The organism is Streptomyces sp. NPDC055815, from assembly GCF_053616475.1.
The window spans coordinates 1-22983 of sequence record NZ_JBSHDU010000053.1 but is presented as its reverse complement, the minus strand read 5'-3'; the positions used below and the strand labels follow the sequence as shown (position 1 = coordinate 22983).

Annotated in this window: 24 protein-coding genes; 14 read left to right on the top strand and 10 right to left on the bottom strand. The window is 71.6% G+C overall.

The features are described from left to right. Window positions 1-25 precede the first annotated feature (25 nt). From ACWGN5_RS28620 to ACWGN5_RS28595, 6 genes are all read right to left on the bottom strand, one after another. Window positions 26-325, bottom strand: a complete 300-nt coding sequence (locus ACWGN5_RS28620; RefSeq protein ID WP_453520427.1) for a DUF3099 domain-containing protein — start codon at window positions 323-325, stop codon at window positions 26-28. A 101-nt stretch (window positions 326-426) separates the two neighbouring features. Further along, a complete protein-coding gene (locus tag ACWGN5_RS28615) occupies window positions 427-717 on the bottom strand; it encodes a DUF1416 domain-containing protein (RefSeq protein WP_389307668.1) in 291 nt (96 codons plus the stop codon). A gap of 33 nt (window positions 718-750) precedes the next feature. Then, complete coding sequence (locus ACWGN5_RS28610) at window positions 751-1590, bottom strand: sulfurtransferase (RefSeq protein ID WP_369145551.1); 840 nt, start codon at window positions 1588-1590, stop codon at window positions 751-753. A 176-nt stretch (window positions 1591-1766) separates the two neighbouring features. Then, the gene (locus ACWGN5_RS28605; protein WP_350497993.1) at window positions 1767-1847 is read right to left on the bottom strand and encodes a putative leader peptide; all 81 of its coding nucleotides are present in this window, start codon (window positions 1845-1847) and stop codon (window positions 1767-1769) included. A 292-nt stretch (window positions 1848-2139) separates the two neighbouring features. Further along, complete coding sequence (locus ACWGN5_RS28600; RefSeq protein ID WP_453520331.1) at window positions 2140-2826, bottom strand: LmeA family phospholipid-binding protein; 687 nt, start codon at window positions 2824-2826, stop codon at window positions 2140-2142. A 106-nt stretch (window positions 2827-2932) separates the two neighbouring features. After that, window positions 2933-4048: a hypothetical protein gene (locus tag ACWGN5_RS28595; protein ID WP_453520329.1), complete on the bottom strand. Its 1116-nt coding sequence runs from the start codon at window positions 4046-4048 to the stop codon at window positions 2933-2935. A gap of 155 nt (window positions 4049-4203) precedes the next feature. On the opposite strand from ACWGN5_RS28595, the gene ACWGN5_RS28590 reads away from it, so the two are divergent. After that, window positions 4204-5403, top strand: a complete 1200-nt coding sequence (locus ACWGN5_RS28590) for an RNA-guided endonuclease InsQ/TnpB family protein (protein WP_453520326.1) — start codon at window positions 4204-4206, stop codon at window positions 5401-5403. 43 nt (window positions 5404-5446) lie between these two features. Here the strand turns inward: ACWGN5_RS28590 and ACWGN5_RS28585 are convergent, their stop codons facing one another. Both ACWGN5_RS28585 and ACWGN5_RS28580 read right to left on the bottom strand, forming a co-directional pair. Further along, entirely contained in the window at window positions 5447-5701 is a 255-nt protein-coding gene (locus ACWGN5_RS28585) for a MoaD/ThiS family protein (RefSeq protein WP_389236980.1), read from the bottom strand. Window positions 5702-5746: 45 nt separating this feature from the next. After that, window positions 5747-6553: an alpha/beta hydrolase gene (locus tag ACWGN5_RS28580; protein WP_453520324.1), complete on the bottom strand. Its 807-nt coding sequence runs from the start codon at window positions 6551-6553 to the stop codon at window positions 5747-5749. Window positions 6554-6793: 240 nt separating this feature from the next. Here ACWGN5_RS28580 and ACWGN5_RS28575 point away from each other — a divergent pair, with 240 nt between their 5' ends. The 6 genes from ACWGN5_RS28575 to ACWGN5_RS28550 all read left to right on the top strand — a co-directional run bounded on the left by ACWGN5_RS28575 (window position 6794) and on the right by ACWGN5_RS28550 (window position 12866). Further along, on the top strand, window positions 6794-7615 hold the full coding sequence (locus ACWGN5_RS28575; protein ID WP_453520322.1) for a response regulator transcription factor: 822 nt from the start codon (window positions 6794-6796) through the stop codon (window positions 7613-7615). A 24-nt stretch (window positions 7616-7639) separates the two neighbouring features. Beyond that, window positions 7640-8665: a LacI family DNA-binding transcriptional regulator gene (locus ACWGN5_RS28570; RefSeq protein ID WP_453520320.1), complete on the top strand. Its 1026-nt coding sequence runs from the start codon at window positions 7640-7642 to the stop codon at window positions 8663-8665. Between the two features lie 95 nt (window positions 8666-8760). Further along, window positions 8761-9861 carry a S1C family serine protease gene (locus ACWGN5_RS28565; protein WP_453520318.1) on the top strand — a complete coding sequence of 367 codons (1101 nt, stop codon included), beginning with the start codon at window positions 8761-8763 and terminating at the stop codon, window positions 9859-9861. A gap of 35 nt (window positions 9862-9896) precedes the next feature. Continuing rightward, the gene (locus ACWGN5_RS28560) at window positions 9897-10625 is read left to right on the top strand and encodes a response regulator transcription factor (RefSeq protein ID WP_453520423.1); all 729 of its coding nucleotides are present in this window, start codon (window positions 9897-9899) and stop codon (window positions 10623-10625) included. Continuing rightward, entirely contained in the window at window positions 10622-12034 is a 1413-nt protein-coding gene (locus ACWGN5_RS28555) for a sensor histidine kinase (RefSeq protein ID WP_453520316.1), read from the top strand. The genes ACWGN5_RS28560 and ACWGN5_RS28555 overlap by 4 nt, the downstream gene beginning before the upstream one ends. Before the next feature lie 43 nt (window positions 12035-12077). Beyond that, window positions 12078-12866 (top strand): nucleotidyltransferase, encoded by a 789-nt coding sequence (locus ACWGN5_RS28550; RefSeq protein ID WP_453520314.1) that lies wholly within the window; start codon window positions 12078-12080, stop codon window positions 12864-12866. On the opposite strand, the gene ACWGN5_RS28545 is transcribed toward ACWGN5_RS28550, so the two are convergent. After that, a complete protein-coding gene (locus tag ACWGN5_RS28545) occupies window positions 12863-13714 on the bottom strand; it encodes a phosphatidylinositol-specific phospholipase C (RefSeq protein ID WP_453520312.1) in 852 nt (283 codons plus the stop codon). The genes ACWGN5_RS28550 and ACWGN5_RS28545 overlap by 4 nt on opposite strands. A gap of 107 nt (window positions 13715-13821) precedes the next feature. After that, window positions 13822-15663, bottom strand: coding sequence for a bifunctional metallophosphatase/5'-nucleotidase (locus ACWGN5_RS28540; RefSeq protein ID WP_453520309.1), 1842 nt, complete (start codon window positions 15661-15663; stop codon window positions 13822-13824). 152 nt (window positions 15664-15815) lie between these two features. Here ACWGN5_RS28540 and mshD point away from each other — a divergent pair, with 152 nt between their 5' ends. The 7 genes from mshD to ACWGN5_RS28505 all read left to right on the top strand — a co-directional run bounded on the left by mshD (window position 15816) and on the right by ACWGN5_RS28505 (window position 22941). After that, entirely contained in the window at window positions 15816-16742 is a 927-nt protein-coding gene (gene mshD / locus ACWGN5_RS28535; RefSeq protein ID WP_453520307.1) for a mycothiol synthase, read from the top strand. Window positions 16743-16832: 90 nt separating this feature from the next. Next, the gene (locus ACWGN5_RS28530) at window positions 16833-17216 is read left to right on the top strand and encodes a GntR family transcriptional regulator (RefSeq protein WP_351181040.1); all 384 of its coding nucleotides are present in this window, start codon (window positions 16833-16835) and stop codon (window positions 17214-17216) included. Further along, the gene (locus ACWGN5_RS28525) at window positions 17213-18085 is read left to right on the top strand and encodes an ABC transporter ATP-binding protein (RefSeq protein WP_453520304.1); all 873 of its coding nucleotides are present in this window, start codon (window positions 17213-17215) and stop codon (window positions 18083-18085) included. The genes ACWGN5_RS28530 and ACWGN5_RS28525 overlap by 4 nt, the downstream gene beginning before the upstream one ends. After that, entirely contained in the window at window positions 18082-19062 is a 981-nt protein-coding gene (locus ACWGN5_RS28520; RefSeq protein WP_453520302.1) for an ABC transporter permease, read from the top strand. Before ACWGN5_RS28525 ends, ACWGN5_RS28520 begins: the two co-directional genes overlap by 4 nt. A gap of 234 nt (window positions 19063-19296) precedes the next feature. Then, window positions 19297-21564, top strand: coding sequence for an RNA degradosome polyphosphate kinase (locus ACWGN5_RS28515; RefSeq protein WP_453520300.1), 2268 nt, complete (start codon window positions 19297-19299; stop codon window positions 21562-21564). After that, window positions 21551-22537, top strand: coding sequence for a CHAD domain-containing protein (locus tag ACWGN5_RS28510; protein WP_453520298.1), 987 nt, complete (start codon window positions 21551-21553; stop codon window positions 22535-22537). Before ACWGN5_RS28515 ends, ACWGN5_RS28510 begins: the two co-directional genes overlap by 14 nt. After that, window positions 22534-22941, top strand: a complete 408-nt coding sequence (locus ACWGN5_RS28505; RefSeq protein ID WP_453520295.1) for an NUDIX hydrolase — start codon at window positions 22534-22536, stop codon at window positions 22939-22941. The genes ACWGN5_RS28510 and ACWGN5_RS28505 overlap by 4 nt, the downstream gene beginning before the upstream one ends. Window positions 22942-22983: the final 42 nt, after the last annotated feature.

Sequence of the window (22983 nt, the reverse complement as noted above, 5' to 3'; positions counted from 1 at the left end):
CAGGGCCCGCGGCGCTTCTTGCCGTCTAGGACTCGCGCCGCTTCTTGCCGTCCAGCTCGTCCCACCACTCGTCCGACTTGGGATCCCCGGAGGGATCGTCCCACCAGCGGTCCTCCGGGCCCCGGCGGTTGGCGACCATCGCGGCGATCGGGGGGATGACCATGGCGACGACGCACATGCCGATGGCGACCGGCATCGAGAACAGGCGCACGACGGCCCAGGCGCCCACGAAAAGCACCAGGCAGACGCCCATCATCCAGAAGTAGACGTGCCGACGTCGCGCGTACACACCTTCAGCGTACGACCGCGCCCCTGACGCGGACAGACCGAAGGGCCGTGCCTCAGTGTCCTGGAATAGGCGTCCAAACCCCCCAGGAGGCACGGCCCTCCGGCCGTTCGGGTGCGGTGTTTCTCCGCGTTCGCGGGTCAGACCGCGATGGCCACGTCCGTCAGGCCGCCGGCCTCCGTGACGACGACCTTGCGGTCGGCCTGGGCGCCGGGGACCAGGGCGCGGAGGGTCCACTCGCCGGTCGCCGCGTAGAAGCGGAACTGGCCGGTGGCCGAGGTCGGGACCTCGGCGGTGAACTCGCCGGAGCCGTCGAGGAGGCGCACGTAACCGGTGACGGGCTCGCCGTCCTTGGTCACCTGGCCCTGGATGGCCGTCTCACCGGGCTTGAGCGTGCTGACGTCGGGGCCGCCGACCTGAGCTCCACACATGTTCTCTGTCCTGTCCTGAAGAAGAAGTGGGGGTTACTTGTTGGCGCCGAGCTCGATCGGCACGCCGACGAGGGAGCCGTACTCGGTCCAGGAGCCGTCGTAGTTCTTGACGTTCGGGACCTCGAGCAGCTCGTGCAGGACGAACCAGGTCAGCGCGGAGCGCTCGCCGATGCGGCAGTACGCGATGGTGTCCTTCGCCAGGTCGACCTGCTCGTCCTCGTAGAGGGCCTTGAGCTCGTCGTCCGACTTGAAGGTGCCGTCGTCGTTGGCGTTCTTCGACCACGGGATGTTGCGGGCGCTCGGCACGTGGCCGGGGCGCTGCGACTGCTCCTGCGGGAGGTGCGCCGGGGCGAGCAGCTTGCCGGAGAACTCGTCGGGCGAGCGGACGTCGACCAGGTTCTGGGCGCCGATCGCGGCCACGACGTCGTCGCGGAAGGCGCGGATCGAGGCGTCCTGGGCCTTGGCCTTGTACTCGGTGGCCGGGCGGGCCGGCACCTCGGCGACGAGGTCGCGGGAGTCGAGCTCCCACTTCTTGCGGCCGCCGTCGAGGAGCTTGACGTCCTGGTGGCCGTAGAGCTTGAAGTACCAGTAGGCGTAGGAGGCGAACCAGTTGTTGTTGCCGCCGTAGAGGACGACCGTGGTGTCGTTGCCGATGCCCTTGGCCGAGAGGAGCTTCTCGAAGCCCTCCTGGTCGATGAAGTCGCGGCGGACCGGGTCCTGCAGGTCCTTGGTCCAGTCGATGCGGATGGCGTTGCGGATGTGGTTCTTCTCGTACGCCGAGGTGTCCTCGTCGACCTCGACGATGGCGACCTGCGGGTTGTCGAGGTTGGCCTCGACCCAGTCCGCGTCGACCAGGACGTCGCTGCGAGCCATGCTGTTCTCCTCCGGGGCAGTGTGCGGGGGCGTGCTGCGGTGGTGCGGGTGTGTGGTGCGGTACGCGTCATCGCGTGCGTACGGACATGCGGTCATACGGACGGGCGTACGGCTCTGCACGGTGCGGCCCCGACGTCAGTCGACGGGCCTGAGGGATACGGGAGTTGGCGTCCCGCTCAGACTGAGCGACAGAGCATGGCGGCGACGCGGCACAGGTCTACTGCCCGCCGCTTCGTGAGATCCGCCTGTCGCTTCATGCCCTCGATCGTAGGGACGGACAGGCGGCCGTGTCACCGGTGTGTCGTATTTTGAGACGCGATCGTCCGAGATGCGAGACGTGATCACGGTACGAGTCGGCTCCGGACGCCTCCGCGTCGCGGTGTCCGCTTCGCCATCTGCGGATCGGACGGCCGCGTCTCAGCATATGAAAAAGGGCCGCGAGGTGGGCGGTGTTCCGCCCGCCTCGCGGCCCCGTGCGCAGGTGCTCGGCCCGTCTCTCGGCCCCGTGCGCAGGTGCTCGACTCGTCTCGCGGCCCCCGAGCCCGCCGCTCAGCCCGCCAGGACGACGTCCTTGCCGGACACGGTGACCGCCAGGCCGTCCGGGCGCGGCTCGACCTTCTCGACCTTCATGCCGGCGATCAGGCCGATCGGGCGCTCGAAGTCGGTGCGCGCCCGGACCAGCTCCTCCAGGCCCGGGATGCCGCCGCCCGGCACCTCGTCGGCGCGGACCTTGATGGTGTCGCCGTTCACGACGGTGACCGTGGAGAGGACCGAGCGGGTCAGGCTGCGGCCCATGATCTTCACGCTGCCGGTGACCTTGACCTTGCCGTTCCCGCCGTAGGCGACGGTGGCCTCGCGGTCGGACGCGGCGGTGAGGTCCGCGTACGAGATGAGGGCCGTGCCGCTCGCCGAGCCCGCCTTCGCGCCCGCCCAGTCGCCGGTCACGGCCACGTCCCGCAGGGACACGGTCAGCTCGCCGACCCGGATGTCCTTGTCGCCGGCCGTCGCCGTGACGCCCGTCGCCTTCACGTCGACCTCGTCGAACCGCTTGTCCGCGACCTGAGTGAGGAAGGGGAAGCCCTTGATGTCGACCTCGATGGAGTCGCTCTTCGTGGCCGACAGCTTCACCCGGCTCGACGCCTCCGACTCGGCGTACGACACGGCGAGGCGGTCGATCCCGACGAGGATCCCGCCCAGCACGACGGCCACGATCAACAGAATCCGCAGTGCTCGCATGGGCTGAGCGTCCCCCGTTTTCGTTCGTTCAAAAGTTCCGGCCCCCCGACACGAAGATCGACGTGTCGGGGGGCCGGTTGGTTCCCCGGGCAGGAAGAACCCCAGGTCAGGCCAGGGCGCGGCCCAGCAGGTAGACGGCGGGCGCGGCGGCGGTGAGGGGCAGCGCGATGCCGGCGGTCATGTGGACGAAGCGCGAGGGGTAGTCGTAGGCGGCCACCCGCAGGCCGACGAGGGCGCAGACTCCGGCGCCGAGGCCGAGGAGCGCCCCGGAGGTGCCCAGGTCGGTGAGGCCGCCGGCCGCGATCCCGGCGCCCGCGGCGGCGAGCAGGGCGGCGATCACGGAGACCGGTCCGGGCAGCGGCAGCGCCCGGGCGAGGACGGCGGCGGCGACGGCGACCCCGCCGACGGTCACGGCGTCCGGGTCGGCGCCGAGGTGTCCGGTGGCGACGACGGTCAGGGCGGCGGAGGCGATGGTGGCCATCAGGCCGTACATGCGCTCGTCGGGGTCGGCGTGGCTGCGCAGCTGCAGGACGAGGCAGAGCAGCACCCAGACGCCGAGCGTGCCGAGGATCGCGGCGGCGGCGTGCTCGCGGCCGGTGGCGAGGAGGGCGGCGTCGGCGACGAGGCCGCCGAGGAAGGCGAGGGCGATGCCCTGGCGGGCGGGCCACATGCCGTTGAGCCGGAACCAGCCGGCGGCGGTGAGGCCCTGGAGCAGGACGAGCGGGACGAGGAGTCCGTACGAGCCGAGGGAGGCGCCGCCGGCGAGCAGCAGGCCGAGGACGGCGGTGAGGGCGGCGGGCTGCATGCCGGGGTCGATGATCGGCGAGCGGCCCTCGGCACGGGCCCGCTGGGCGTCGGTGACGCGGGCGTTCCCGGAGGTGGTGGGCGAGGAGTAGGCGGGCCCCTCGTCGACCACGGAAGCGTGAGCCGGTGTCGCGGGCGCGGCGAAGACCGCAGGCTCCGCGTAGTACGCGGCGGGGTTCCCCTGCGACGGGTACGGCTCGTACGGCTCCGGGGTCCCGTCGACCACTGGGGCATGGTGCTGCGGCAGCGGCACGGCCTGCGCCTGGGCCTGGGCCTGGGCGGCCTGGATCTGCTCGTACGAGACGGCCGGCTGGTACGAGGTGTCCCAGGTCTGGCCCTCCCACGTCTGCGTGACGTCGGCGGGGTTCTGCTGCCCGTGCCCGTTGCCGTACGGGTCGTACTGCTGGCCGTTGCTCATCTTTGATTCCTCCGTGGATACCCCCACCTTTGGGTGGGGGTAGGAAGTGGACTCCTGTGGGTCGGGGCGAGGGGCTGAGATTTGCCGCAGAAGCAGATCGCGCCCCTCCGACCAGCGGATTTGCGGTTCACGCATAGTGACACTAACTTGTGAGCATGACCGAGAGTAACGTTAAGCGAGCTTTCCGTTACCGCTTCCATCCAACCGATGCGCAGGCAGCCGAGCTGTCGCGCACGTTCGGGTGTGTACGCAAGGTCTACAACCTGGCCCTCGCGGCCCGTACCGAGGCCTGGGTGCGCCAGGAGCGGGTCAACTACAACCAGACCTCGGCCATGCTGACCGCGTGGAAGAAGACCGAAGAACTGGCCTATCTGAACGAGGTCTCGTCGGTGCCGTTGCAGCAGACGCTGCGGCACCTGCAGACAGCGTTCGCGAACTTCTTCGGCAAGCGTGCGAAGTACCCGCGCTTCAAGTCTCGGAAGAAGTCCCGTCGGACCGCGGAGTACACCACGTCCGCGTTCCGGTTCCGAGAAGGCCGACTCACGTTGGCCAAGATGTCCGAGCCGCTGGACATCGTGTGGTCCCGGCCCTTGCCGGAGGGCGCGGAACCGTCGACGGTCACCGTCTCGCAGGACGAGGCGGAACGCTGGTTCGTTTCGCTGCTGTGCGAGGACCCCTCCGTGAAACCGCTCCCGAAGGCGGACGCGGCGGTCGGAATCGACGTGGGCCTCGACCACCTCCTGATCCTGTCCACCGGGGAGAAGATCGCCAACCCGAGGCACGAGCGCCGCGACCGCGCTGCTCTGGCCAGGGCCCAACGGAGCCTTGCCCGCAAGGCCAAAGGCGACGGCGCCAACCGGGCCAAGGCCCGACGGAAGGTCGCCAAGATCCACGCCCGGATCGCCGACCGCAGGCGGGACGGGCTGCACAAGCTGACCACTCGACTCGTGCGTGAAAACCAAACGCTCGTAATCGAGGACCTGACCGTGCGCACCTTGGTCAGGAACCGGAGCCTGGCCCGATCCATCAGTGATGCTTCCTGGTCGGAGTTCCGGGACATGCTGGAGTACAAAGCCGCCTGGTACGGACGGGAAGTGATCGCGGTCGACCGCTTCTTCCCCTCCTCCAAGCTGTGCTCCCGCTGCGGCACGCTCGCCAAGAGCCTGACGCTGCAGGTTCGCATCTGGACGTGCGAGGGCTGCGGCACGACCCACGACCGGGACGTGAACGCGGCGAAGAACCTCAAGGCCGCCGGGCTGGCGGTGTCGGTCTGTGGAGCCGGTGTAAGACCTCAACGGAGAACTCCGGGCGGGCAGTTGGCTGCGAAGCAGAAAAGCCCACGGCGCAAGCCGTAGGAATCCACCTCCCTCAGGAGGGGGAGAAGCCAAGCTCTGGGGTTCACCCTCCTGCGAACGGGGGGAGCACCTCGACCGTGCCGCCCTCGGCAAGCCGTACCGTCTCATGGCTCCGGGTTCCGACGGGGTCGCCGTCGACCAGGAACGAGCACCGCTTGAGCACCTGGACGAGCTCGCCCGGGTGCTTCGCGCGGGCGGCGTCGAGGGCCTCGGCCAGGGTCCCGGCGGTGTACGGCTCCTCGGCGACTCCTGCGGCGGCCTTGGCCGCGGCCCAGTAGCGGATGGTTCCCGCTGCCATAGCGGCGCTCCTCTCGTTCGTGTGCGCGCCGCCCCCCATCATGGGCTATGCGCGCGTGAGCCAGTCCCCGAGCCGGGCGAGCAGCTTCTCGTCGGCCGCGTTCTCGGCGTGGCCCATGCCCCGCTCCAGCCAGAGCTCGGCCGGGCCCGCGGCGGCCAGCATGCGCGGGTGGTCGAGCGGGAAGTACGCGTCCCGGTCGCCGTGGACGATCAGCAGAGGGGTCGGCGCGATCAGCGGGACCGCCTCGACGGGCGACAGGGGGACGGGGTCCCAGGCCCTGCTGTCGATCCGGGTGCCGAATCCGTACCGCCCGACGAGGCGGCCCGCCGGCCGGGTGACGACCCAGTGGACGCGGCGCATCGGGGCCGTACCCCGGTAGTACCAGCGGGCGGGCGCGGACACGGCGGCGACCGCGTCGGCGCGGCCTTCCGCGCTCCGCTCCAGGGCCGCGTGGCGCAGGACCACGGAGCCGCCCATGGAGAAGCCGAGCGTCGCCACGCGCGCGTGGCCGAGCTCGCGGGCCCAGCGGACGGCGGCGGACAGGTCGAGGACCTCCCGGTCTCCGACGGTGGAGCGGCCACCCGAGCGGCCGTGCCCGCGGAAGGAGAAGGTGACGACCGCCGCGCCGAGCTCCGCGAGGGCGCGGGCGGCGCGCCGGACGGCGGGACGGTCGGCCGACCCGGTGAAGCCGTGGGCGAGGACGACGGCCGTATCGGTGACACTTGCCCGTGAGGGTTCGTAAACCGCCTCGATCCGGACACCGTCTTCGGTACGCAGCATGGACCGGACGGGACCGGAAGTGAGCGAGGAAACATCCAGGATGTGAAATCGACCCTCTGCCTCGGAACTCATGTGGGCTATTCTGCTTGCCAGAGGATCCGGGCAACGCAGCCCCCGGGTCCTTTTGTGTTTTCCGACCGTTGTTACGGACGGATGAACAAAAGCTCTCCGGGCGCGAGAGCAACACGTGAGCACACATAGACGTCCTCGCAGGGACCGAGGAGGAACCGACGTCATGGAAGAGCGAACGACGACGACGCACGACGGACCGACGACGCACGGCGTACCGACGACCGAAGAAGGTGCGGCGCGATGAGTTCTCTGCTGCTCCTGACGAACGCCCTCCAGCCGTCGACCGAGGTGCTCCCCGCACTCGGCCTGCTGCTGCACAACGTCCGGGTCGCCCCGGCCGAGGGCCCCGCCCTCGTGGACACCCCCGGCGCGGACGTGATCCTCGTCGACGGGCGGCGCGACCTCCCGCAGGTCCGCTCGCTGTGCCAGCTGCTGCGCTCCACGGGGCCCGGCTGTCCGCTGATCCTCGTCGTCACGGAGGGCGGCCTCGCGGCCGTCACCGCAGACTGGGGCATCGACGACGTCCTCCTCGACACGGCCGGGCCGGCCGAGGTCGAGGCGCGGCTGCGTCTCGCGATGGGCCGCCAGCAGATCGTCTCGGACGACTCCCCGATGGAGATCCGCAACGGTGACCTGTCGGTCGACGAGGCGACGTACAGCGCGAAGCTGAAGGGCCGGGTCCTGGACCTGACCTTCAAGGAGTTCGAGCTGCTCAAGTACCTGGCGCAGCATCCGGGCCGGGTCTTCACGCGCGCGCAGCTCCTGCAGGAGGTGTGGGGGTACGACTACTTCGGCGGCACCCGAACGGTCGACGTCCACGTACGGCGGCTGAGGGCCAAGCTCGGCCCCGAGCACGAGTCGCTCATCGGCACCGTCCGCAACGTCGGCTACCGCTTCGTCACGCCCGAGAAGGTGGAGCGGGCGGCGGAGGAGGCCCGCAAGGAGGAGGCCCGCAAGGAGGAGGCCCGCGCGGGCGCCCGGGTCAAGGGCGGCACGGAGGAGCTCACCCTGTCGGAGGACAGGAACGTGGCGGATGCCACAGTGCGACCTGCCGGTAGGTAGGTCCCCCCGCGTAGACTGCCGCGCGTGGCCAAGGTGACGCGGGATGACGTAGCGCGACTTGCAGGTACTTCTACCGCGGTCGTGAGCTACGTCATCAACAACGGACCCAGGCCGGTCGCCCCGGCCACGCGCGAGCGTGTCCTCGCCGCCATCAAGGAGCTGGGCTACCGGCCCGACCGGGTGGCCCAGGCGATGGCCTCGCGACGCACCGATCTCATAGGCATGATCGTCCCGGACGCGCGGCAGCCGTTCTTCGCCGAGATGGCGCACGCGGTCGAGCAGGCCGCCGCCGAGCGCGGGAAGATGGTCCTCGTCGGGAACTCCGACTACCGGACCGAGCGCGAGGTCCACTACCTGCGGGCCTTCCTCGGGATGCGGGTCTCCGGGCTGATCCTGGTCAGCCAGGGCATGAGCGAGCAGGCCGCGAGCGAGATCGAGGCCTGGGACGCGCGCGTGGTGTTGCTGCACGAGCGGCCCGAGGCGATCGACGACGTGGCCGTCGTGACCGACGACATCGGCGGCGCCCAGCTCGCCACCCGGCACCTCCTGGAGCACGGCCACCCGTATGTGGCGTGCCTCGGCGGCGTCCCGAACACACCGGCCGTCGGCGACCCCGTCGCCGACCACGAGGAGGGCTGGCGGCGGGCCATGCTGGAGGCGGGCCTCTCGATCGAGGGCCGGCTCTTCCAGGCGCCGTACAACCGGTACGACGCCTACCAGGTCGCGCTGAAGCTGCTGTCCGGCCCCGACCGGCCGCCGGCCATCTTCTGCTCCACCGACGACCAGGCCTTCGGTGTCCTGCGCGCCGCGCGTGAGCTGCGCATCGAGGTGCCGACGGAGCTGGCCGTCGCGGGCTTCGACGACGTGAAGGAGGCGGCGCTCACCGATCCGCCGCTGACCACGGTCTCCTCGGACCGTCCCGCGATGGCCCGGGCCGCCGTGGACCTGGTCCTCGACGACTCGGTCCGGGTGTCGGGCTCGCGCCGCGAGCGGGTGAAGCTCTTCCCGTCGGCGCTGGTCGTCCGCCGCTCCTGCGGCTGCCACGCGTAGCCCGCCCGGGTCTTTATACGGGACATACGGGGTTCTGTCGGGCTTCTCAGCCGCTCCTCAGACGGCTCTCATGTACGGCTCCGAGAGTCATAGCCATGACGGACTTCCAGGAGCAGCAGCCGCAGCAGCAGCCGTACTACCCGCCGAGGCCCCCGTACGAGCCGGCGCAGGGGCCGTACGAGTCGACCCAGCCGATCACCACCGAGCCGGGCACGACCATCTGGCCCTCGGGCGGCCAGGTGCCGCCGCCGGTGGACCCGCCGCTCGCCGCCACCGTCCCCGCCCCCGCGCCCGTGCCTTCGCCGCGCCGCCGCGCCAAGCGCGGGGTCGGGCTCATGGCGGCCGTCGCCATCGCGGCCGCGGCCGTCGGCGGCGGCACGGCGACGCTGGTGCAGCAGCTCACCTCCGACACGGTCGCGACCGCCTCCGCCCCCGTCGTGAGCGGCACCAACGTCTCCACCGGCAGCAAGGGCACGGTCGCCGGGGTCGCCGAGGCGGTCTCCCCCTCCATCGTGGAGATCTCCGCGAGCTCGAACGCCGGCAAGTCCACCGGCTCGGGCGTGATCATCACCTCCGACGGCGAGATCGTCACCAACAACCACGTGATCTCCGGCGCCTCCTCGGTCACCGTGCAGCTGAGCAACGGCAGGACGTACGAGGCGGAGGTCGTCGGCACGGACCCCGACAAGGACCTCGCCCTGATCAAGCTCAAGGGCGCCTCCGGGCTCAAGGCCGCCACCCTCGGCGACTCCTCGAAGGTGCGGGTCGGCGACGAGGTCGTCGCGATCGGCTCCCCCGAGGGCCTGACCGGCACCGTCACCAGCGGCATCGTCTCCGCGCTCGACCGGGACGTGACCGTCGCGAAGGACGAGGGTCAGGACCAGCAGCAGGGACAGCAGCAGTGGGACCCGCGGCAGGGCTGGCCGTTCGAGTTCGGCGGACAGCAGTTCAACGGCGACACCGGCTCGTCGAAGACCACGTACAAGGCGCTCCAGACCGACGCCTCGCTCAATCCGGGGAATTCCGGCGGCGCGTTGATCAATATGAACGGCGAGATCATCGGAATCAATTCGGCCATGTATTCGCCCAGTTCTTCGAACGGCTCCACCGCCGGAAGCGTCGGCCTGGGATTCGCGATCCCGATCGACACGGTGAAGGCCGACCTGGACAGCCTCCGCTCGGGCGGCGACAACTGAGCACGTGCGACGCTGAGCCCATGACGGGACAGCCCATGACCGGACAGCACAGCGAAGCCGAGCGCATCCTCATCGTCGACGACGAGCCCGCCGTCCGCGAGGCCCTGCGCCGCAGCCTCGCCTTCGAGGGGTACGCGACCCGGGACGCCGTCGACGGCCTCGACGCGCTCGCGGCGATGGAGTCGTACGCCCCCGATCTCGTCGTCCTCGACGTCCAGATGCCCCGCATGGACGGGCTCACGGCGGCCCGCCGGATCCGGGCCGCCGGCTCGACCGTGCCGATCCTCATGCTCACCGCCCGCGACACCGTCGGCGACCGGGTCACCGGCCTCGACGCCGGCGCGGACGACTACCTGGTGAAGCCCTTCGAGCTGGACGAGCTGTTCGCCCGCATCCGGGCCCTGCTCCGCCGCAGCTCCTACGCCGCCGCGTCCGCCGCCGCCCCCGCCGAGGACGACGTCCTGGCCTTCGAGGACCTGCGGATGAACCTGGCCACGCGCGAGGTGACCCGGGGCGGGCGGACCGTGGAGCTGACCCGTACCGAGTTCACGCTCCTGGAGATGTTCCTCGCGCACCCGCGCCAGGTCCTGACCCGGGAGCAGATCCTGAAGGCCGTATGGGGCTTCGACTTCGAGCCCAGTTCGAACTCCCTGGACGTGTACGTGATGTATCTGCGGCGCAAGACCGAGGCCGGCGGCGAGCCGCGCCTCGTCCACACCGTACGGGGCGTGGGCTACGCGCTGCGCGGAGGAGGCGGGGAGTGACGGGCCCCCTGAGAACGGCCGTCCCCTTGAGGAACTGGTTCCGCTCGCGGCCGCTGCGCTCCCGGCTCGCCCTGCTCACCGCGCTCGCGGTGGCGGTGGCGGTGGCGGCCGTGTCGCTGGCCTGCTGGTTCGTGACACGGGCACAGCTGGAGGCGGAGCTGGACTCCTCCCTGCGCAACACGCGGCTGCAGCCCGCCCTCGTGCAGGACCTCCTCGGCTCCTGCCAGCGGGGCGAGACGCCCCGGCCGGTGGCAGGTCCGTACACGGTGCAGGTGATCCTTTCGAACGGGGCCGTGTGCACCTCCGGGCAGGCGGCGATCCCCGCCGGGCAGGGTGACCTCGCGGTGGCCCGGAAGCAGCTGGTCTACACGCTGCACACGGTGAAGGACGACGACGGCCGGGAGATGCGGGTCTACACGTACCAGCACGACACCCCGCTCGAGATCGCCGTCTCCGTCGCCCGCCCCCTCTCCGAGATCGACAACTCGATGTCCACGCTGCGCTGGGTGCTGCTCCTGGTCTCCGGGATCGGTGTCGTCGGCGCGGGCGCGGCCGGCCTGTGGGTCGCGAGGACCGGCCTGGAGCCGGTGAACCGGCTGACCGGGGCGGTCGAGCACGTCGCCGCGACCGAGGACCTGACGGTCCGGATCCCGGTGGAGGGCGAGGACGAGATCGCCCGGCTGTCCCGTTCCTTCAACGCGATGACGGCGGCGCTCGCGAGCTCCCGGGACCGGCAGGCGCAGCTCATCGCGGACGCGGGCCACGAGCTGCGGACGCCGCTGACCTCCCTCCGTACCAACGTCGAACTGCTCGCGCGCAGCGAGGAGACCGGCCGGGCGCTGCCGCCGGACGACCGGCGGGCCCTGATGGCCTCGGTGAAGGCGCAGATGACGGAGCTGGCGGCGCTGATCGGCGACCTCCAGGAGCTGGCCCGCCCGGACGTGGCGCGGCAGGGCCCGCTGGAAGTGGTGCCACTGCACACGATCCTGCGGAACGCCCTGGACCGGGCGCGGCTGCGCGGCCCGGAGCTGACGTTCGTCACGGACCTGGCGCCCTGGTACGTACGGGCGGAGACGGCGGCCCTGGAGCGGGCCCTGGTGAACGTCCTGGACAACGCCGTGAAGTTCTCGCCGCGCCGGGGCACGGTCGAGGTGACCCTGATGCGGGGCGAGCTGACCGTCCGGGACCAGGGCCCGGGCATCGCCCCGGAGGAGCTGCCGCACGTCTTCGACCGCTTCTGGCGCTCCCCGTCGGCCCGCAGCCTGCCGGGCTCGGGCCTCGGCCTGTCGATCGTGGCGCGTACGGTGCAGCAGGCGGGCGGCACGGTGTCGCTCGCCCCGGCGGAGGGCGGCGGCACGGTGGCGACGCTCCGGCTGCCGGGGGCGCCGACGCCGCCGCCGGAGCTGTGAGAACCGGCTCGACGACGGGCCGCCCGGGGGCCAGGGTGGCCCCATGGACGACGACCACGGCCTGAACCCCGACGGGACGATCGCGCGCGAGGGCGCCCTGGACCGCGTACCGGCGGAGTTCGCGCCGGTCGTGGCGGCGGCGCGGGCGCGGATCACGGAGGCGTTCGGGCCGGACCGGCTGCACAGCGCGTACCTGTACGGGAGCGTGCCCCGGGGGACGGCGGTGGCCGGCGTCTCCGACCTGGACGTGCAGCTGGTCCTGCACGGGGAGCCCACGGAGGCGGACCGCGCGGCGGCGCGGGAGGTGGAGGCGGTGCTGGACCGGGAGCTGCCGCAGATCGACGGCGCCGGGATCCTGCTGAGCGGTACGGGGACGGTCCTCAGCGAGCTCGAACGCCACGACCTGGGCTTCTTCGTGGCCTGCCTGTGCACCCCGCTCCTGGGCCCGGACCTGGCGGAGGAGCTGCCCCCGTACCGCCCGACGTCCCTCCTGGCCCGGGAGACGAACGGCGACCTGGGACTGCTCCTGCCGGGCTGGCGTCGTGCCCAGCCCGACGGCCGCGCTCTGGGCCGGCGGGTCGGGCGCCGCCTGGTCCGTACGGGCTTCACGCTGGTCATGCCCCGGTGGGGCGGCTGGACGAGCGATCTGGACCGGCAGGCGGCGGTCTTCGGCGGGTACTACCCGGAGGGGGCGGAGCAGATGCGCCTTGCGGCGGAGGTGGGCAGGTCGGCGGCCCCGGATCCGGCGGTCCTGCGGATGCTGATCGAGGAGCTGGCGCCGTGGCTGGCGGCCGAGTACGCCGCCGTCCACGGCGTGAAGGCCCCGCGCTAGTTGTGCCGGAGGAGGGCCTCGACCAGCCCCGCCCGGGTGTTGGGGAAGTCCATGGGGACGATCCCGAGGCCGACCTTCCCGGCGAGTTCGGAACTGTCCAGGAAGCCGTGGACCCAGGGGTTCAGCCGGTCGGAGTTCCAGCGGGGCGGGAGGTAGGCGGAGGTGCTGACGAAGTTCACGTAGAGCCGGCCGGGCTGGGTGACGGCGGTGCGGAAGTGGGCCTGGATCTTGGGGTACTTGGCGTCGGGGAGGGCGTTCCAGTCGTCCTGGATCGCGAAGGCCGAGCCGCCCCACCTCAGTCCGGGCAGCCCGCCGTTGTCGGCGAGGAGCACGACCCGTCCGCGGGCCTCGCCGAGCAGCGGCAGCGAGTCGCCGATCCGGAAGAGGGACCGCCAGCCGCGGTTGTCGAGGTAGTCGTCGAAGACGGCGCGGAAGGTGGCGTCGGACTCCTCGGAGTACTCCTGCTTGACCCGCATGAGGACGGTCTCGGAGGGGTGGGCGGCGAGGAAGTCGCGGCAGGCGACGAGGACGTCCCCGAACATCATGTTCTGGTAGGAGGCGCCGTGGTGGATGGCGAACGAGCCGCCGGTCACCCGGCACCGCACGTCCAGGAACCGGACGCCGCTGTCCAGCTGCTGGGCGATGGTGGTGTTCTGGCACTCGCTCCAGGCGCCGCCGAACCGGGCCCCCGAGTCATGCGTCCCGGGAATGGTCAGCCGCCGCAGATCGGTCCCGTCCCCCTGCGCTCCCATCCACGCCCGTACGTCCACGGCCGAGGCGCTGGGCGCTCCCACGAGCAGAGCGGCTCCGGCACCCGCGGCCCCCACGAGGAATCGTCGTCGGTCCATGGCTCGGACTATGGCAGGAGCACGTCAACTCCACCAGATGGCGTACGGAAAAGGGGGCGGCGCCCCGTCGAAACGGTTCGCCGCCCCCTCTCGGGAACCCTGCCGGGTTACTTCACGACCGTGATCCGGTCCGCGGCCGGGACCTGCAGCGGGGCCGCCGCCGAGGAGTGGGCCGCCAGGTAGGCGTTGAAGACGTCGAGGTCCGAGGCGCCGACCAGCTTGTTCGTGCCGGTGGCGAGGGCCGCGAAGCCGTCGCCGCCGCCCGCGAGGAACTCGTTCATCGCGACGCGGTAGGTCTTCGACGGGTCGATCGCCGCACCGTTCAGCTTGATCGTGCCGTCGACGACGCGGTCAGCGCCCGTCTTCGTCATGTCGAGCGTGTAGGTCAGGCCCTTCGACACCTGAAGGATCTTGACCGAGTTCAGGTTCGAGCCGCTGACCTGCTGCTTCAGCGCGGTGATCAGGTTCGCGCCGGTCAGGTCGACCACGTTCATCATGTTGGTGAAGGGCTGCACGGTGAAGGACTCGCCGTACGTCACCACGCCGTCGCCCTCGGCGCCGGACTGCTTGTAGACGAGGTCGGCGCGGATGCCGCCCGGGTTCATCAGCGCGATCTGGGCACCGCCCTTGTCCGCCGGGGCCAGGCCTTCCAGCTGCGCGTCGGCGATCACGTCGCCGAGCGGCTTCTCGAAGGCCGAGGAGCCGCGGCCGTTGATGTCGGCGGCGATGAAGCCCTGCGGACGGTTCGCGATCGGGGCCGCGAGGTCCTTCCAGTCCGTGATGAGCCTGGTCATGTCCTCGGCCTTCGCCACGTCACGCGTGACGATGTGGTTGGCCGAGTCCACCGCCGTGCGCACGATGTCCTTGGTGGCGCGGTCGTAGGTCAGCGTCGTGTCCGTGTACAGCTTGCCGAACGAGGACGCCGAGGTGACCAGGCGCGGCTTGCCCGCCGGGTCGGGGATGGTGCACACGTACGCCTGGTGGGTGTGGCCGGTCACCATCGCGTCGACCTGCGGCGAGACGTTCCTGGCGATGTCGACGATCGCGCCGGAGACGCCCTCGCCGTCACCGTCGCCGTCACCGTCGCAGTTGTAGTTGACCGACGACGAGGCCGGCATGCCGCCCTCGTGGACCAGGGCGACGATGGACTTGACGCCCTTGCGCTCCAGGACCTTCGTGTACTTGTTGATCGTCTCGACCTCGTCGCCGAACTTGAGGCCCTTGACGCCCTCGGCGGTGACGACGTTCGGGGTGCCCTCCAGGGTCACGCCGATGAAACCGATCTTGACGCCGTCCTTCTCCCAGATGAAGTACGGGTCGAGGATCGGCTTTCCGGTCTTCTCGTTCGTCACGTTGGCCGCGAGGTACGGGAAGTCGGCGCCGCCGAAGGGCGCGAAGCCCTTCTCCGCGCCGAAGCAGCCGGCCGTCGGGTGACAGCCGCCGTACTGCATGCGGGCCAGCTCTGCGGCGCCCTCGTCGAACTCGTGGTTGCCGACCGAGGTGACGTCGAGGTCAAGACCGTTGAGCGCGTGGATGGTCGGCTCGTCGTGGAAGAGGCCGGTCATCAGCGGCGAGGCGCCGATCATGTCGCCGGCGGCGGCAGTGATGGAGTATCGATTCCCCTGACGGGCCTGGCGCAGGTGCGTCGCCAGGTACTCGACGCCACCGGCGTCGACCTTCTCCGTCGTCCCGTCCGCCTTGGTCCGGGTGACCTGCCCGGACGAGCCGGCCGGCGGCTCCAGGTTGCCGTGCAGGTCGTTGAAGGACAGCAGCTGGACGTCGACCATCCGGCCCCAGCCCTTGCCGTTCGTCCCCTGCCCGGCGGTGTACTCGTCCCCGGCCGCCCCGGCCGACGGCATCGCGGCGACGAGCGCCCCGACCGTCGCAAGCCCGGCCCCTGCGGCGAGAATTCGCCGTGCCGTCTTGTTCTTCCTCGGTGTCGCTGCCATCTCTCCCCTAGTCCCCTTGCCCCGATTCGCGGCCTTGATCTACTCCCCCGTTGCGCGTGCAGCCTAGAGTCAACGCGCGTAGCGCAACAGGGGGGAGTGGGTTACAAGACAGTTGCCCTTGGCTGACGAAGTGTCGCCGTAGGCTCGTAGCCATGACTTCCGACACGGCGCCGGCCCTCGAACCGGGACGGCAGATCCACACGTATGACGAGCTCACGCCCGAGCAGATCCAGGACGTACTGGAGCTGCTCGAGGCCGCCGACCACGCCGACGGCCTGCACGCCGTGTCCGAGCAGGGGCGGCTGTACCTGCGGCACGGCAGGCGCGAGGGCGTGCGCCACTTCCTCCTCACCGTCGGCTCCCACCTCTACGGCTACGCCCAGCTGGAGGAGACCGACCCGATCGAGGCCCCGGCCGCCGAGCTGGTCGTCCACCCCTCCCACCGCGGCCGCGGCCACGGCCGCGCCCTCGGCACCGCCCTGCTCGCCGCCTCCGGCAAGCGGCTGCGCGTCTGGGCGCACGGCGGCAAGTCGGCGGCCCGGCACCTCGCCCAGGTCCTCGGCCTGACGCTCTTCCGCGAGCTGCGCCAGCTGCGCCGGCCCCTGGTGCCGCTGGACATCCCGGAGCCGGTGCTGCCCGCGGGCGTCACCGTCCGTACCTTCGCGCCCGGGCAGGACGACGCGGCCTGGCTCGCCGTCAACGCCGCCGCGTTCGCGCACCACCCGGAGCAGGGCTCGCTGACCCAGCGGGACCTGGACGACCGGATGGCCGAGCCGTGGTTCGACCCGAAGGGCTTCTTCCTCGCGGAGAAGGACGGAAAGCCGATCGGCTTCCACTGGACGAAGACGCACGCCGAGGAGCAGCTCGGCGAGGTGTACGTGGTCGGCATCCTGCCGGAGGCCCAGGGCGGCGGCCTGGGCAAGGCGCTGACGGCGATCGGCCTGCGGCACCTGGCGGCGCAGGGGCTGCCGACGGCGATGCTGTACGTGGACGCGGACAACACGGCGGCGGTGCGGGTCTACGAGGGGATGGGGTTCACGACGCACGAGGTGGACCTGATGTACCGCACGGAGTCCTGAACCGGTAAAGGGCAGGGGGCGGTTGACACCGCCCCCTTCTTTCCACCACCCTTTCACTACTTGATTAGTGAAAGGGTGGTGGAAGGGATCGTGGTCGAGTACCGCATCGACCGGCGCAGTGGCGTCGCCACCTACCTCCAGATCGTCCAGCAGACGAAGCAGGCCCTCCGGATGGGCCTCCTGGAGCCCGGCGACCGACTGCCCACCGCACGCGAGGTCGTCGAAGCGACGGCCATCAACCCCAACACGGTCCTCAAGGCCTACCGCGAGCTCGAACGCGAAGGCCTCGTCGAGGCCCGCCGCGGCCTCGGCACCTTCGTCCGCGCCACCCTCGGCACCGGCCCCGCCGACTCGCCGCTGCGCGGCGAACTCGCCGACTGGGCCCGCCGGGCACGCGCCGAGGGACTGGAGCGGGAGGACGTGGCCGCGCTCTTCACATCCGTACTGAAGGAACACTTCGAGGGGGACGAATGACCGACCCGGTCATCGAGGCCGAAGGCCTCGGCATGCACTACCGACGGCGACGCGGGAGCTGGGCCCTGCGGGGGTGCGACTTCGCGCTCCCCGCCGGCCGGGTCTGCGCCCTCGTCGGTCCCAACGGCGCGGGCAAGTCCACCCTCCTCGCCCTCGCCGCCGGACTGCTCCGCCCCACCGAGGGCACGATCAAGGCCCCGGCCCGCGAGCACCTCGCCCACGTCGCCCAGGACAAGCCGCTCCACCCCCGGCTCAGCGTCGCCGACACCCTGCGCATGGGCCGCGAGCTCAACCCGGGCCGCTGGGACGACGCCCTCGCCCGGCGGGTGATCGCCGACGAACTCGACCCCCGCTCCCTCGTACGCGAACTCTCCGGCGGCCAGCGCACCCGCGTCGCCCTCGCGCTCGCCCTCGGCAAGCGGCCCGAACTGCTGCTCCTCGACGAGCCGATGGCCGATCTCGACCCGCTCGCCCGCCACCAGCTGATGGGCCTGCTCATGGCCGACGCCGCCGAGAACGGCACCACCGTCGTCATGTCCTCGCACATCCTCAGCGAGCTGGAGGGCGCCTGCGACCACCTCCTCCTGCTCCACGGCGGCAGGGTCCGCCTCGACGGCTCCGTCGACGACCTCCTCGCCGCGCACACCCTGCTCACCGGACCGATCGCCGACCTCGCCCCGCACAAGGTCGTCGAGTCCCGCACGACGGGCCGTCAGCTCACCGCCCTGGTCCGCCACGAGGGCCCCGTCGACGGCCCCTGGAACACCGCGGAACCCTCCCTGGAGGACCTCCTCCTCGCCCACCTGCGCACCACCGAAGTCACCACCGAAATCGCCACCGAAGTCGCCCCCGAAGGAGCCCCGGCATGAGCACCCTCGCCCTGAAGGGCCCCTACTGGGTGACCGTCCGCCAGTACCGGCGGACGCTGTGGCTGGCGGGCGCGGGAGTCCTCGCCTCCCTCGCCGTGATCGGCGGGCTGCGGATCTGGGACGCGCAGACCCCCGACACCCTGACCACCGCCGGGACCTGGGTCCCGGCGAACGACACCGGGCACACGCTGCTCCGCTGGGCCATGGAGTACGCGAACGGCGGCCTCGTCCTCCTGCCCCTGCTCGTCGCCGCCTTCGTCGCCGGGCCCCTGGTCGCCCGCGAGTACGAATCGGGCACCTACCGGGTCTCCCTCACCCAGTCGCAGAGCCCCGCCTCCTGGCTCCGCGCCAAGCTCCTCACCACCGGCGCCGTCGCGCTCGTGACCACCCTCGCCCTCATCGGCGTCTACCGGATCGGCTGGGGCCGCGTCGCCCACACCTGGAACCTCCAGTGGGGCGACCGCGGCCCGTACGAAGGCACCGGCATCGTCCTGCTCGCCCACGTCCTCGCCGCCCTCGCCGTCGGCGCCCTCCTCGGGCTGCTCATCCGCCGCACCCTGATCGCCATGGCCGCCACCGGCGTCGTCATGGGCGCCGTCACCCTCGTCCTCGGGGCGCTGCGCTGGTCCTTCCTGCCCGTGGAGACGTTCACCTCGACCGGACCCGTCCCCCGCCTCCCGGAGGAGGGCGGCCTCCTGATGGGGAACGGCCTGCTCACCAGCGACGGCGCGCGCTTCGATCCGGCGGTCTGCCGCGACGAGGCCATGACCGCGTCCGGCGTCGGCGAGCACCCGGACGCCTGGGGCAGGGCCTACCAGGCCTGCCTCACGCGGCACGACGTCACCGGCCAGTACCACGACTACCACCCCCGGTCCCACTTCTGGCCCACCCAGCTCATCGAGAGCGGCATCCTCCTCGCCCTCGCCGCCCTCGCCCTCTACGCCGCCTTCCGCGTCCTGCGCGCCCGGCACCCGTAACCCTCGGTGAAAACCCGGCACCCGTAACCTTCGGTAAAAAGACGGACGCGGGGCCCCGCCAAGGGCCCCGCGTCCGATTCCCGTACGTCATGTCGTCGTTACCGGCCATTCAGACGCGCTTGCGACGCTCACGCAATGAAGCGCTCCGTGTCCGCTCTCCCCAAAGGGAGACTTCCCTCCCCCACGGCCCGCTCCGACGCGCCCGACCACCCCTTCGCGCGGAAGAATGGGGCCATGAGCCAGCAGCCCGCCGAGGTCCCGGTCCAGTCCTCCGCCACGCCGTCCGTCCCGTCGTCCGGAACGGCGCCCGCCGCGCCGTCCCTCGGGTCCATAACCGCGCACCGCGCACACGTGGCGAACGGGGCCGTCGTGACCGGCATCGACGCCGACCTCGACGCGGATCCCGACACCCTCCAGGACGACGGCGCGCTCGGCGACGAGCTGCCGCAGGGGCGTTTCCTCGACCGTGAACGCAGCTGGCTCGCCTTCAACGAGCGGGTCCTCGAACTCGCCGAGGACCCGACGACCCCCCTCCTCGAACGGGCGAACTTCCTCGCGATCTTCGCCTCGAACCTCGACGAGTTCTTCATGGTCCGGGTCGCAGGACTCAAGCGCCGCATCGCCACCGGCGTCGCCACCCGCTCCGCCTCCGGCCTCCAGCCGCGCGAGGTCCTCGACCTGATCTGGACGCGCTCGCGCGAGCTCATGGCCCGGCACGCCGCCTGCTACCAGCAGGACGTCGCCCCGGCCCTCGCCGACGAGGGCATCCACCTGATCCGCTGGCCCGAACTCACGGAGAAGGAGCAGGCGCGCCTCTTCACCCTGTTCCGGCAGCAGATCTTCCCGGTCCTCACCCCGCTGGCCGTGGACCCGGCGCACCCCTTCCCGTACATCTCCGGCCTCAGCCTCAACCTCGCCGTGGTCGTACGGAACCCGGTCAGCGGCCACCGCCACTTCGCGCGCGTCAAGGTGCCGCCGCTGCTCTCCCGCTTCCTGGAGGCCTCCCCGCAGCGGTACGTCCCGCTGGAGGACGTCATCGCGGCGCACCTGGAGGAACTGTTCCCCGGCATGGAGGTGCTCGCGCACCACATGTTCCGGGTGACCAGGAACGAGGACCTGGAGGTCGAGGAGGACGACGCCGAGAACCTGCTCCAGGCCCTGGAGAAGGAGCTCATGCGGCGCCGCTTCGGGCCCCCGGTGCGCCTGGAGGTCGAGGAGTCCATCGACCCGTACGTCCTCGACCTGCTGGTCCGCGAGCTGAAGATCTCCGACGCCGAGGTCTACCCGCTGCCCGGCCCGCTCGACCTCACCGGGCTCTTCGGGATCGCCGGGCAGGACCGGCCCGAGCTCAAGTACCCCAAGTTCGTCGCCGGCACCCACCGGGACCTCGCCGAGGTCGAGTCCGCGTCCGCGCCCGACATCTTCGCCGCGCTGCGCGAGCGGGACGTGCTCCTGCACCACCCGTACGACTCCTTCTCCACCTCCGTCCAGGCCTTCCTGGAGCAGGCGGCGGCCGACCCGGACGTCCTCGCGATCAAGCAGACGCTCTACCGGACCTCCGGCGACTCCCCGATAGTCGACGCCCTCATCGACGCCGCCGAGTCCGGCAAGCAGGTCCTCGTCCTCGTCGAGATCAAGGCCCGCTTCGACGAGCAGGCCAACATCAAGTGGGCGCGGAAGCTGGAGGAGGCCGGCTGCCACGTCGTCTACGGCCTCGTCGGCCTCAAGACCCACTGCAAGCTGTCCCTCGTCGTACGGCAGGAGGGCGAGCTCCTCCGCCGCTACTCGCACGTCGGCACCGGCAACTACCACCCGAAGACCGCCCGGCTCTACGAGGACCTGGGCCTGCTCACCGCCGACCCGCAGGTCGGCGCGGACCTCTCCGACCTGTTCAACCGGCTCTCCGGCTACTCCCGCCGCGAGACGTACCGCCGCCTGCTCACGGCCCCGAAGTCGCTCCGCGACGGCCTCGTCTCCCGCATCACCAAGGAGATCGCGCACCACAAGGCCGGGCGGCCCGCGTACGTCCGCATCAAGGTGAACTCGATGGTCGACGAAGCGGTCATCGACGCCTGCTACCAGGCGTCGCGGGCCGGCGTCCCGGTCGACATCTGGGTCCGCGGCATCTGCGCCGTACGCCCCGGGGTCACCGGCCTCTCGGAGAACATCCGGGTCCGCTCGATCCTCGGCCGCTTCCTGGAGCACTCCCGGGTCTTCGCCTTCGGCAACGGCGGCGAACCCGAAGTCTGGCTCGGCAGCGCCGACATGATGCACCGCAACCTGGACCGCCGGATCGAGGCCCTCGTACGGGTCTCCGACCCGGCGCACCGGGCCGCTCTCACCCGGCTCCTGGAGACCGGGATGTCCGACACCACCTCCTCCTGGCACCTCGGCCCCGACGGGAACTGGACGCGGCACGCGACCGACCCCGAAGGCCGGCCCCTGCGGCACGTCCAGGAGATGCTCATCGACGCGCGGAGGCGCCGGCGTGCACAACCCTGACCACTCGCAGGACGTCACGGCGGGCGAGGTCCTGGCCCCCTACCTGCACGCCCGGGCCGCGGACTTCCTCCGCGGCCTGCGCCTGCACCGCGAGAGCGGCTCCGACACGGCCGGGGCGGAGGAGGCCGCCCGTACGCTGCGGGGCGCGGCCCGCCGGATCAGCGGCACCCTCCACACCTTCCGGCCGCTGCTCGACACGGCCTGGGCGGACCAGCTGCGCACCGAGCTCGCGTGGCTCTCGGGGACGCTGGCCCTGGAACAGGCCTGTACGTCACGGCTCATCCGCCTGGTGGACGCACTGTCCCGCCTGTCGAACACCGCCGGTCCCGTCCCCGCGGCCAGGGGTACGGAGGGCGGCACCGGCCTCACCGTCGGCGCGGCCCGCGCGGGCGCCCTGCTCGAACGCCAGTTGACCCTGGCCCGTACGCGCGCCCACTCGGCCTCCCTCCAGGCGCTCGGCTCCGCCCGCTTCCACGCCGTCGCGGACGCCGTCGCGCTCCTCGCCTCCGACGTGCCGCTCGGACCGGCGGGCGCGGCCCCGGCCGTCGAGGTCATCGACGCCCCCGCCGAACTCGCCGAACGGCGCCTCCTCGACGCGGTGGCGGCGCTGCCCCTCACGCGGGCGGCCCACCCGTACAACGCGGACGCCCTCGCGCTCGCCGCCGCCGAGAGCCAGGACGCGCCCTGGCACCAGACCCGGCTCCTGCTGCGCCTCCACCGGTACGCCACGGAGGCCCTGCACACCGGCGGCGAACCGGACGCGGTGCTGTACGAGGCGGCGAGGGCGCTCGACCGGCACCGCGACGCGGCGGAGGCCGCTTCGGCGGCGGCCGCGGCGGCGCGCACCCCGCGGATCGCCCCGGCCACGGCCTACGCACTCGGCGTCCTGCACGCCGACCAACGCCACGAGGTGGAGGCGGCGCGCTTCGCCTTCCAGCACGCGTGGCGGCGCACGACGGCCCCGGTCCCATGACGACCCCCATCCTGGCCGCGGGCTGCGTCCTGTGGCGCCCGTCGCTTTCCGGCCAGGGCATCGAGATCGCCCTCGTCCACCGGCCCAAGTGGGACGACTGGTCCCACCCGAAGGGCAAACGGAAGCGCGGCGAGACGGCGGAGGCGTGCGCGCTGCGCGAGGTCCTGGAGGAGACGGGCCGCCGCTGCGAACTCGGCCCCCGCCTGCCGACGGCGCACTACTGGGTGGACGGCCGTCCCAAGGAGGTCGCGTACTGGTCGGCCCGGGCGCTGGACGGCGGCTTCGTCCCCACGAAGGAGATCGACGCCCTGCTCTGGCTCCCCCCGACGGCAGCCCGCCACCGCCTGACCCAACCCCGCGACCGCACCCTCCTGGACGAAGCCCTCACAAAATCCCACCACTGAATCCCCCCGTTGTGGGCGCGCTTCCGCCCGTTGTGGGCCCGC

What these genes read in the sequence shown, in the direction of transcription:
- ACWGN5_RS28540 (WP_453520309.1), bottom strand. Translation starts at nt 15,663, where the DNA reads ATGGCAGCGACACCGAGGAAGAACAAGACGGCACGGCGAATTCTCGCC.
- ACWGN5_RS28575 (WP_453520322.1), top strand. Translation starts at nt 6,794, where the DNA reads ATGAGTTCTCTGCTGCTCCTGACGAACGCCCTCCAGCCGTCGACCGAG.
- ACWGN5_RS28605 (WP_350497993.1), bottom strand. Translation starts at nt 1,847, where the DNA reads ATGAAGCGACAGGCGGATCTCACGAAGCGGCGGGCAGTAGACCTGTGC.
- ACWGN5_RS28580 (WP_453520324.1), bottom strand. Translation starts at nt 6,553, where the DNA reads ATGAGTTCCGAGGCAGAGGGTCGATTTCACATCCTGGATGTTTCCTCG.
- ACWGN5_RS28590 (WP_453520326.1), top strand. Translation starts at nt 4,204, where the DNA reads ATGACCGAGAGTAACGTTAAGCGAGCTTTCCGTTACCGCTTCCATCCA.
- ACWGN5_RS28610 (WP_369145551.1), bottom strand. Translation starts at nt 1,590, where the DNA reads ATGGCTCGCAGCGACGTCCTGGTCGACGCGGACTGGGTCGAGGCCAAC.
- ACWGN5_RS28565 (WP_453520318.1), top strand. Translation starts at nt 8,761, where the DNA reads ATGACGGACTTCCAGGAGCAGCAGCCGCAGCAGCAGCCGTACTACCCG.
- ACWGN5_RS28585 (WP_389236980.1), bottom strand. Translation starts at nt 5,701, where the DNA reads ATGGCAGCGGGAACCATCCGCTACTGGGCCGCGGCCAAGGCCGCCGCA.
- ACWGN5_RS28515 (WP_453520300.1), top strand. Translation starts at nt 19,297, where the DNA reads ATGAGCCAGCAGCCCGCCGAGGTCCCGGTCCAGTCCTCCGCCACGCCG.
- mshD (WP_453520307.1), top strand. Translation starts at nt 15,816, where the DNA reads ATGACTTCCGACACGGCGCCGGCCCTCGAACCGGGACGGCAGATCCAC.
- ACWGN5_RS28520 (WP_453520302.1), top strand. Translation starts at nt 18,082, where the DNA reads ATGAGCACCCTCGCCCTGAAGGGCCCCTACTGGGTGACCGTCCGCCAG.
- ACWGN5_RS28600 (WP_453520331.1), bottom strand. Translation starts at nt 2,826, where the DNA reads ATGCGAGCACTGCGGATTCTGTTGATCGTGGCCGTCGTGCTGGGCGGG.
- ACWGN5_RS28615 (WP_389307668.1), bottom strand. Translation starts at nt 717, where the DNA reads ATGTGTGGAGCTCAGGTCGGCGGCCCCGACGTCAGCACGCTCAAGCCC.
- ACWGN5_RS28560 (WP_453520423.1), top strand. Translation starts at nt 9,897, where the DNA reads ATGACCGGACAGCACAGCGAAGCCGAGCGCATCCTCATCGTCGACGAC.
- ACWGN5_RS28595 (WP_453520329.1), bottom strand. Translation starts at nt 4,048, where the DNA reads ATGAGCAACGGCCAGCAGTACGACCCGTACGGCAACGGGCACGGGCAG.
- ACWGN5_RS28550 (WP_453520314.1), top strand. Translation starts at nt 12,078, where the DNA reads ATGGACGACGACCACGGCCTGAACCCCGACGGGACGATCGCGCGCGAG.
- ACWGN5_RS28545 (WP_453520312.1), bottom strand. Translation starts at nt 13,714, where the DNA reads ATGGACCGACGACGATTCCTCGTGGGGGCCGCGGGTGCCGGAGCCGCT.
- ACWGN5_RS28505 (WP_453520295.1), top strand. Translation starts at nt 22,534, where the DNA reads ATGACGACCCCCATCCTGGCCGCGGGCTGCGTCCTGTGGCGCCCGTCG.
- ACWGN5_RS28525 (WP_453520304.1), top strand. Translation starts at nt 17,213, where the DNA reads ATGACCGACCCGGTCATCGAGGCCGAAGGCCTCGGCATGCACTACCGA.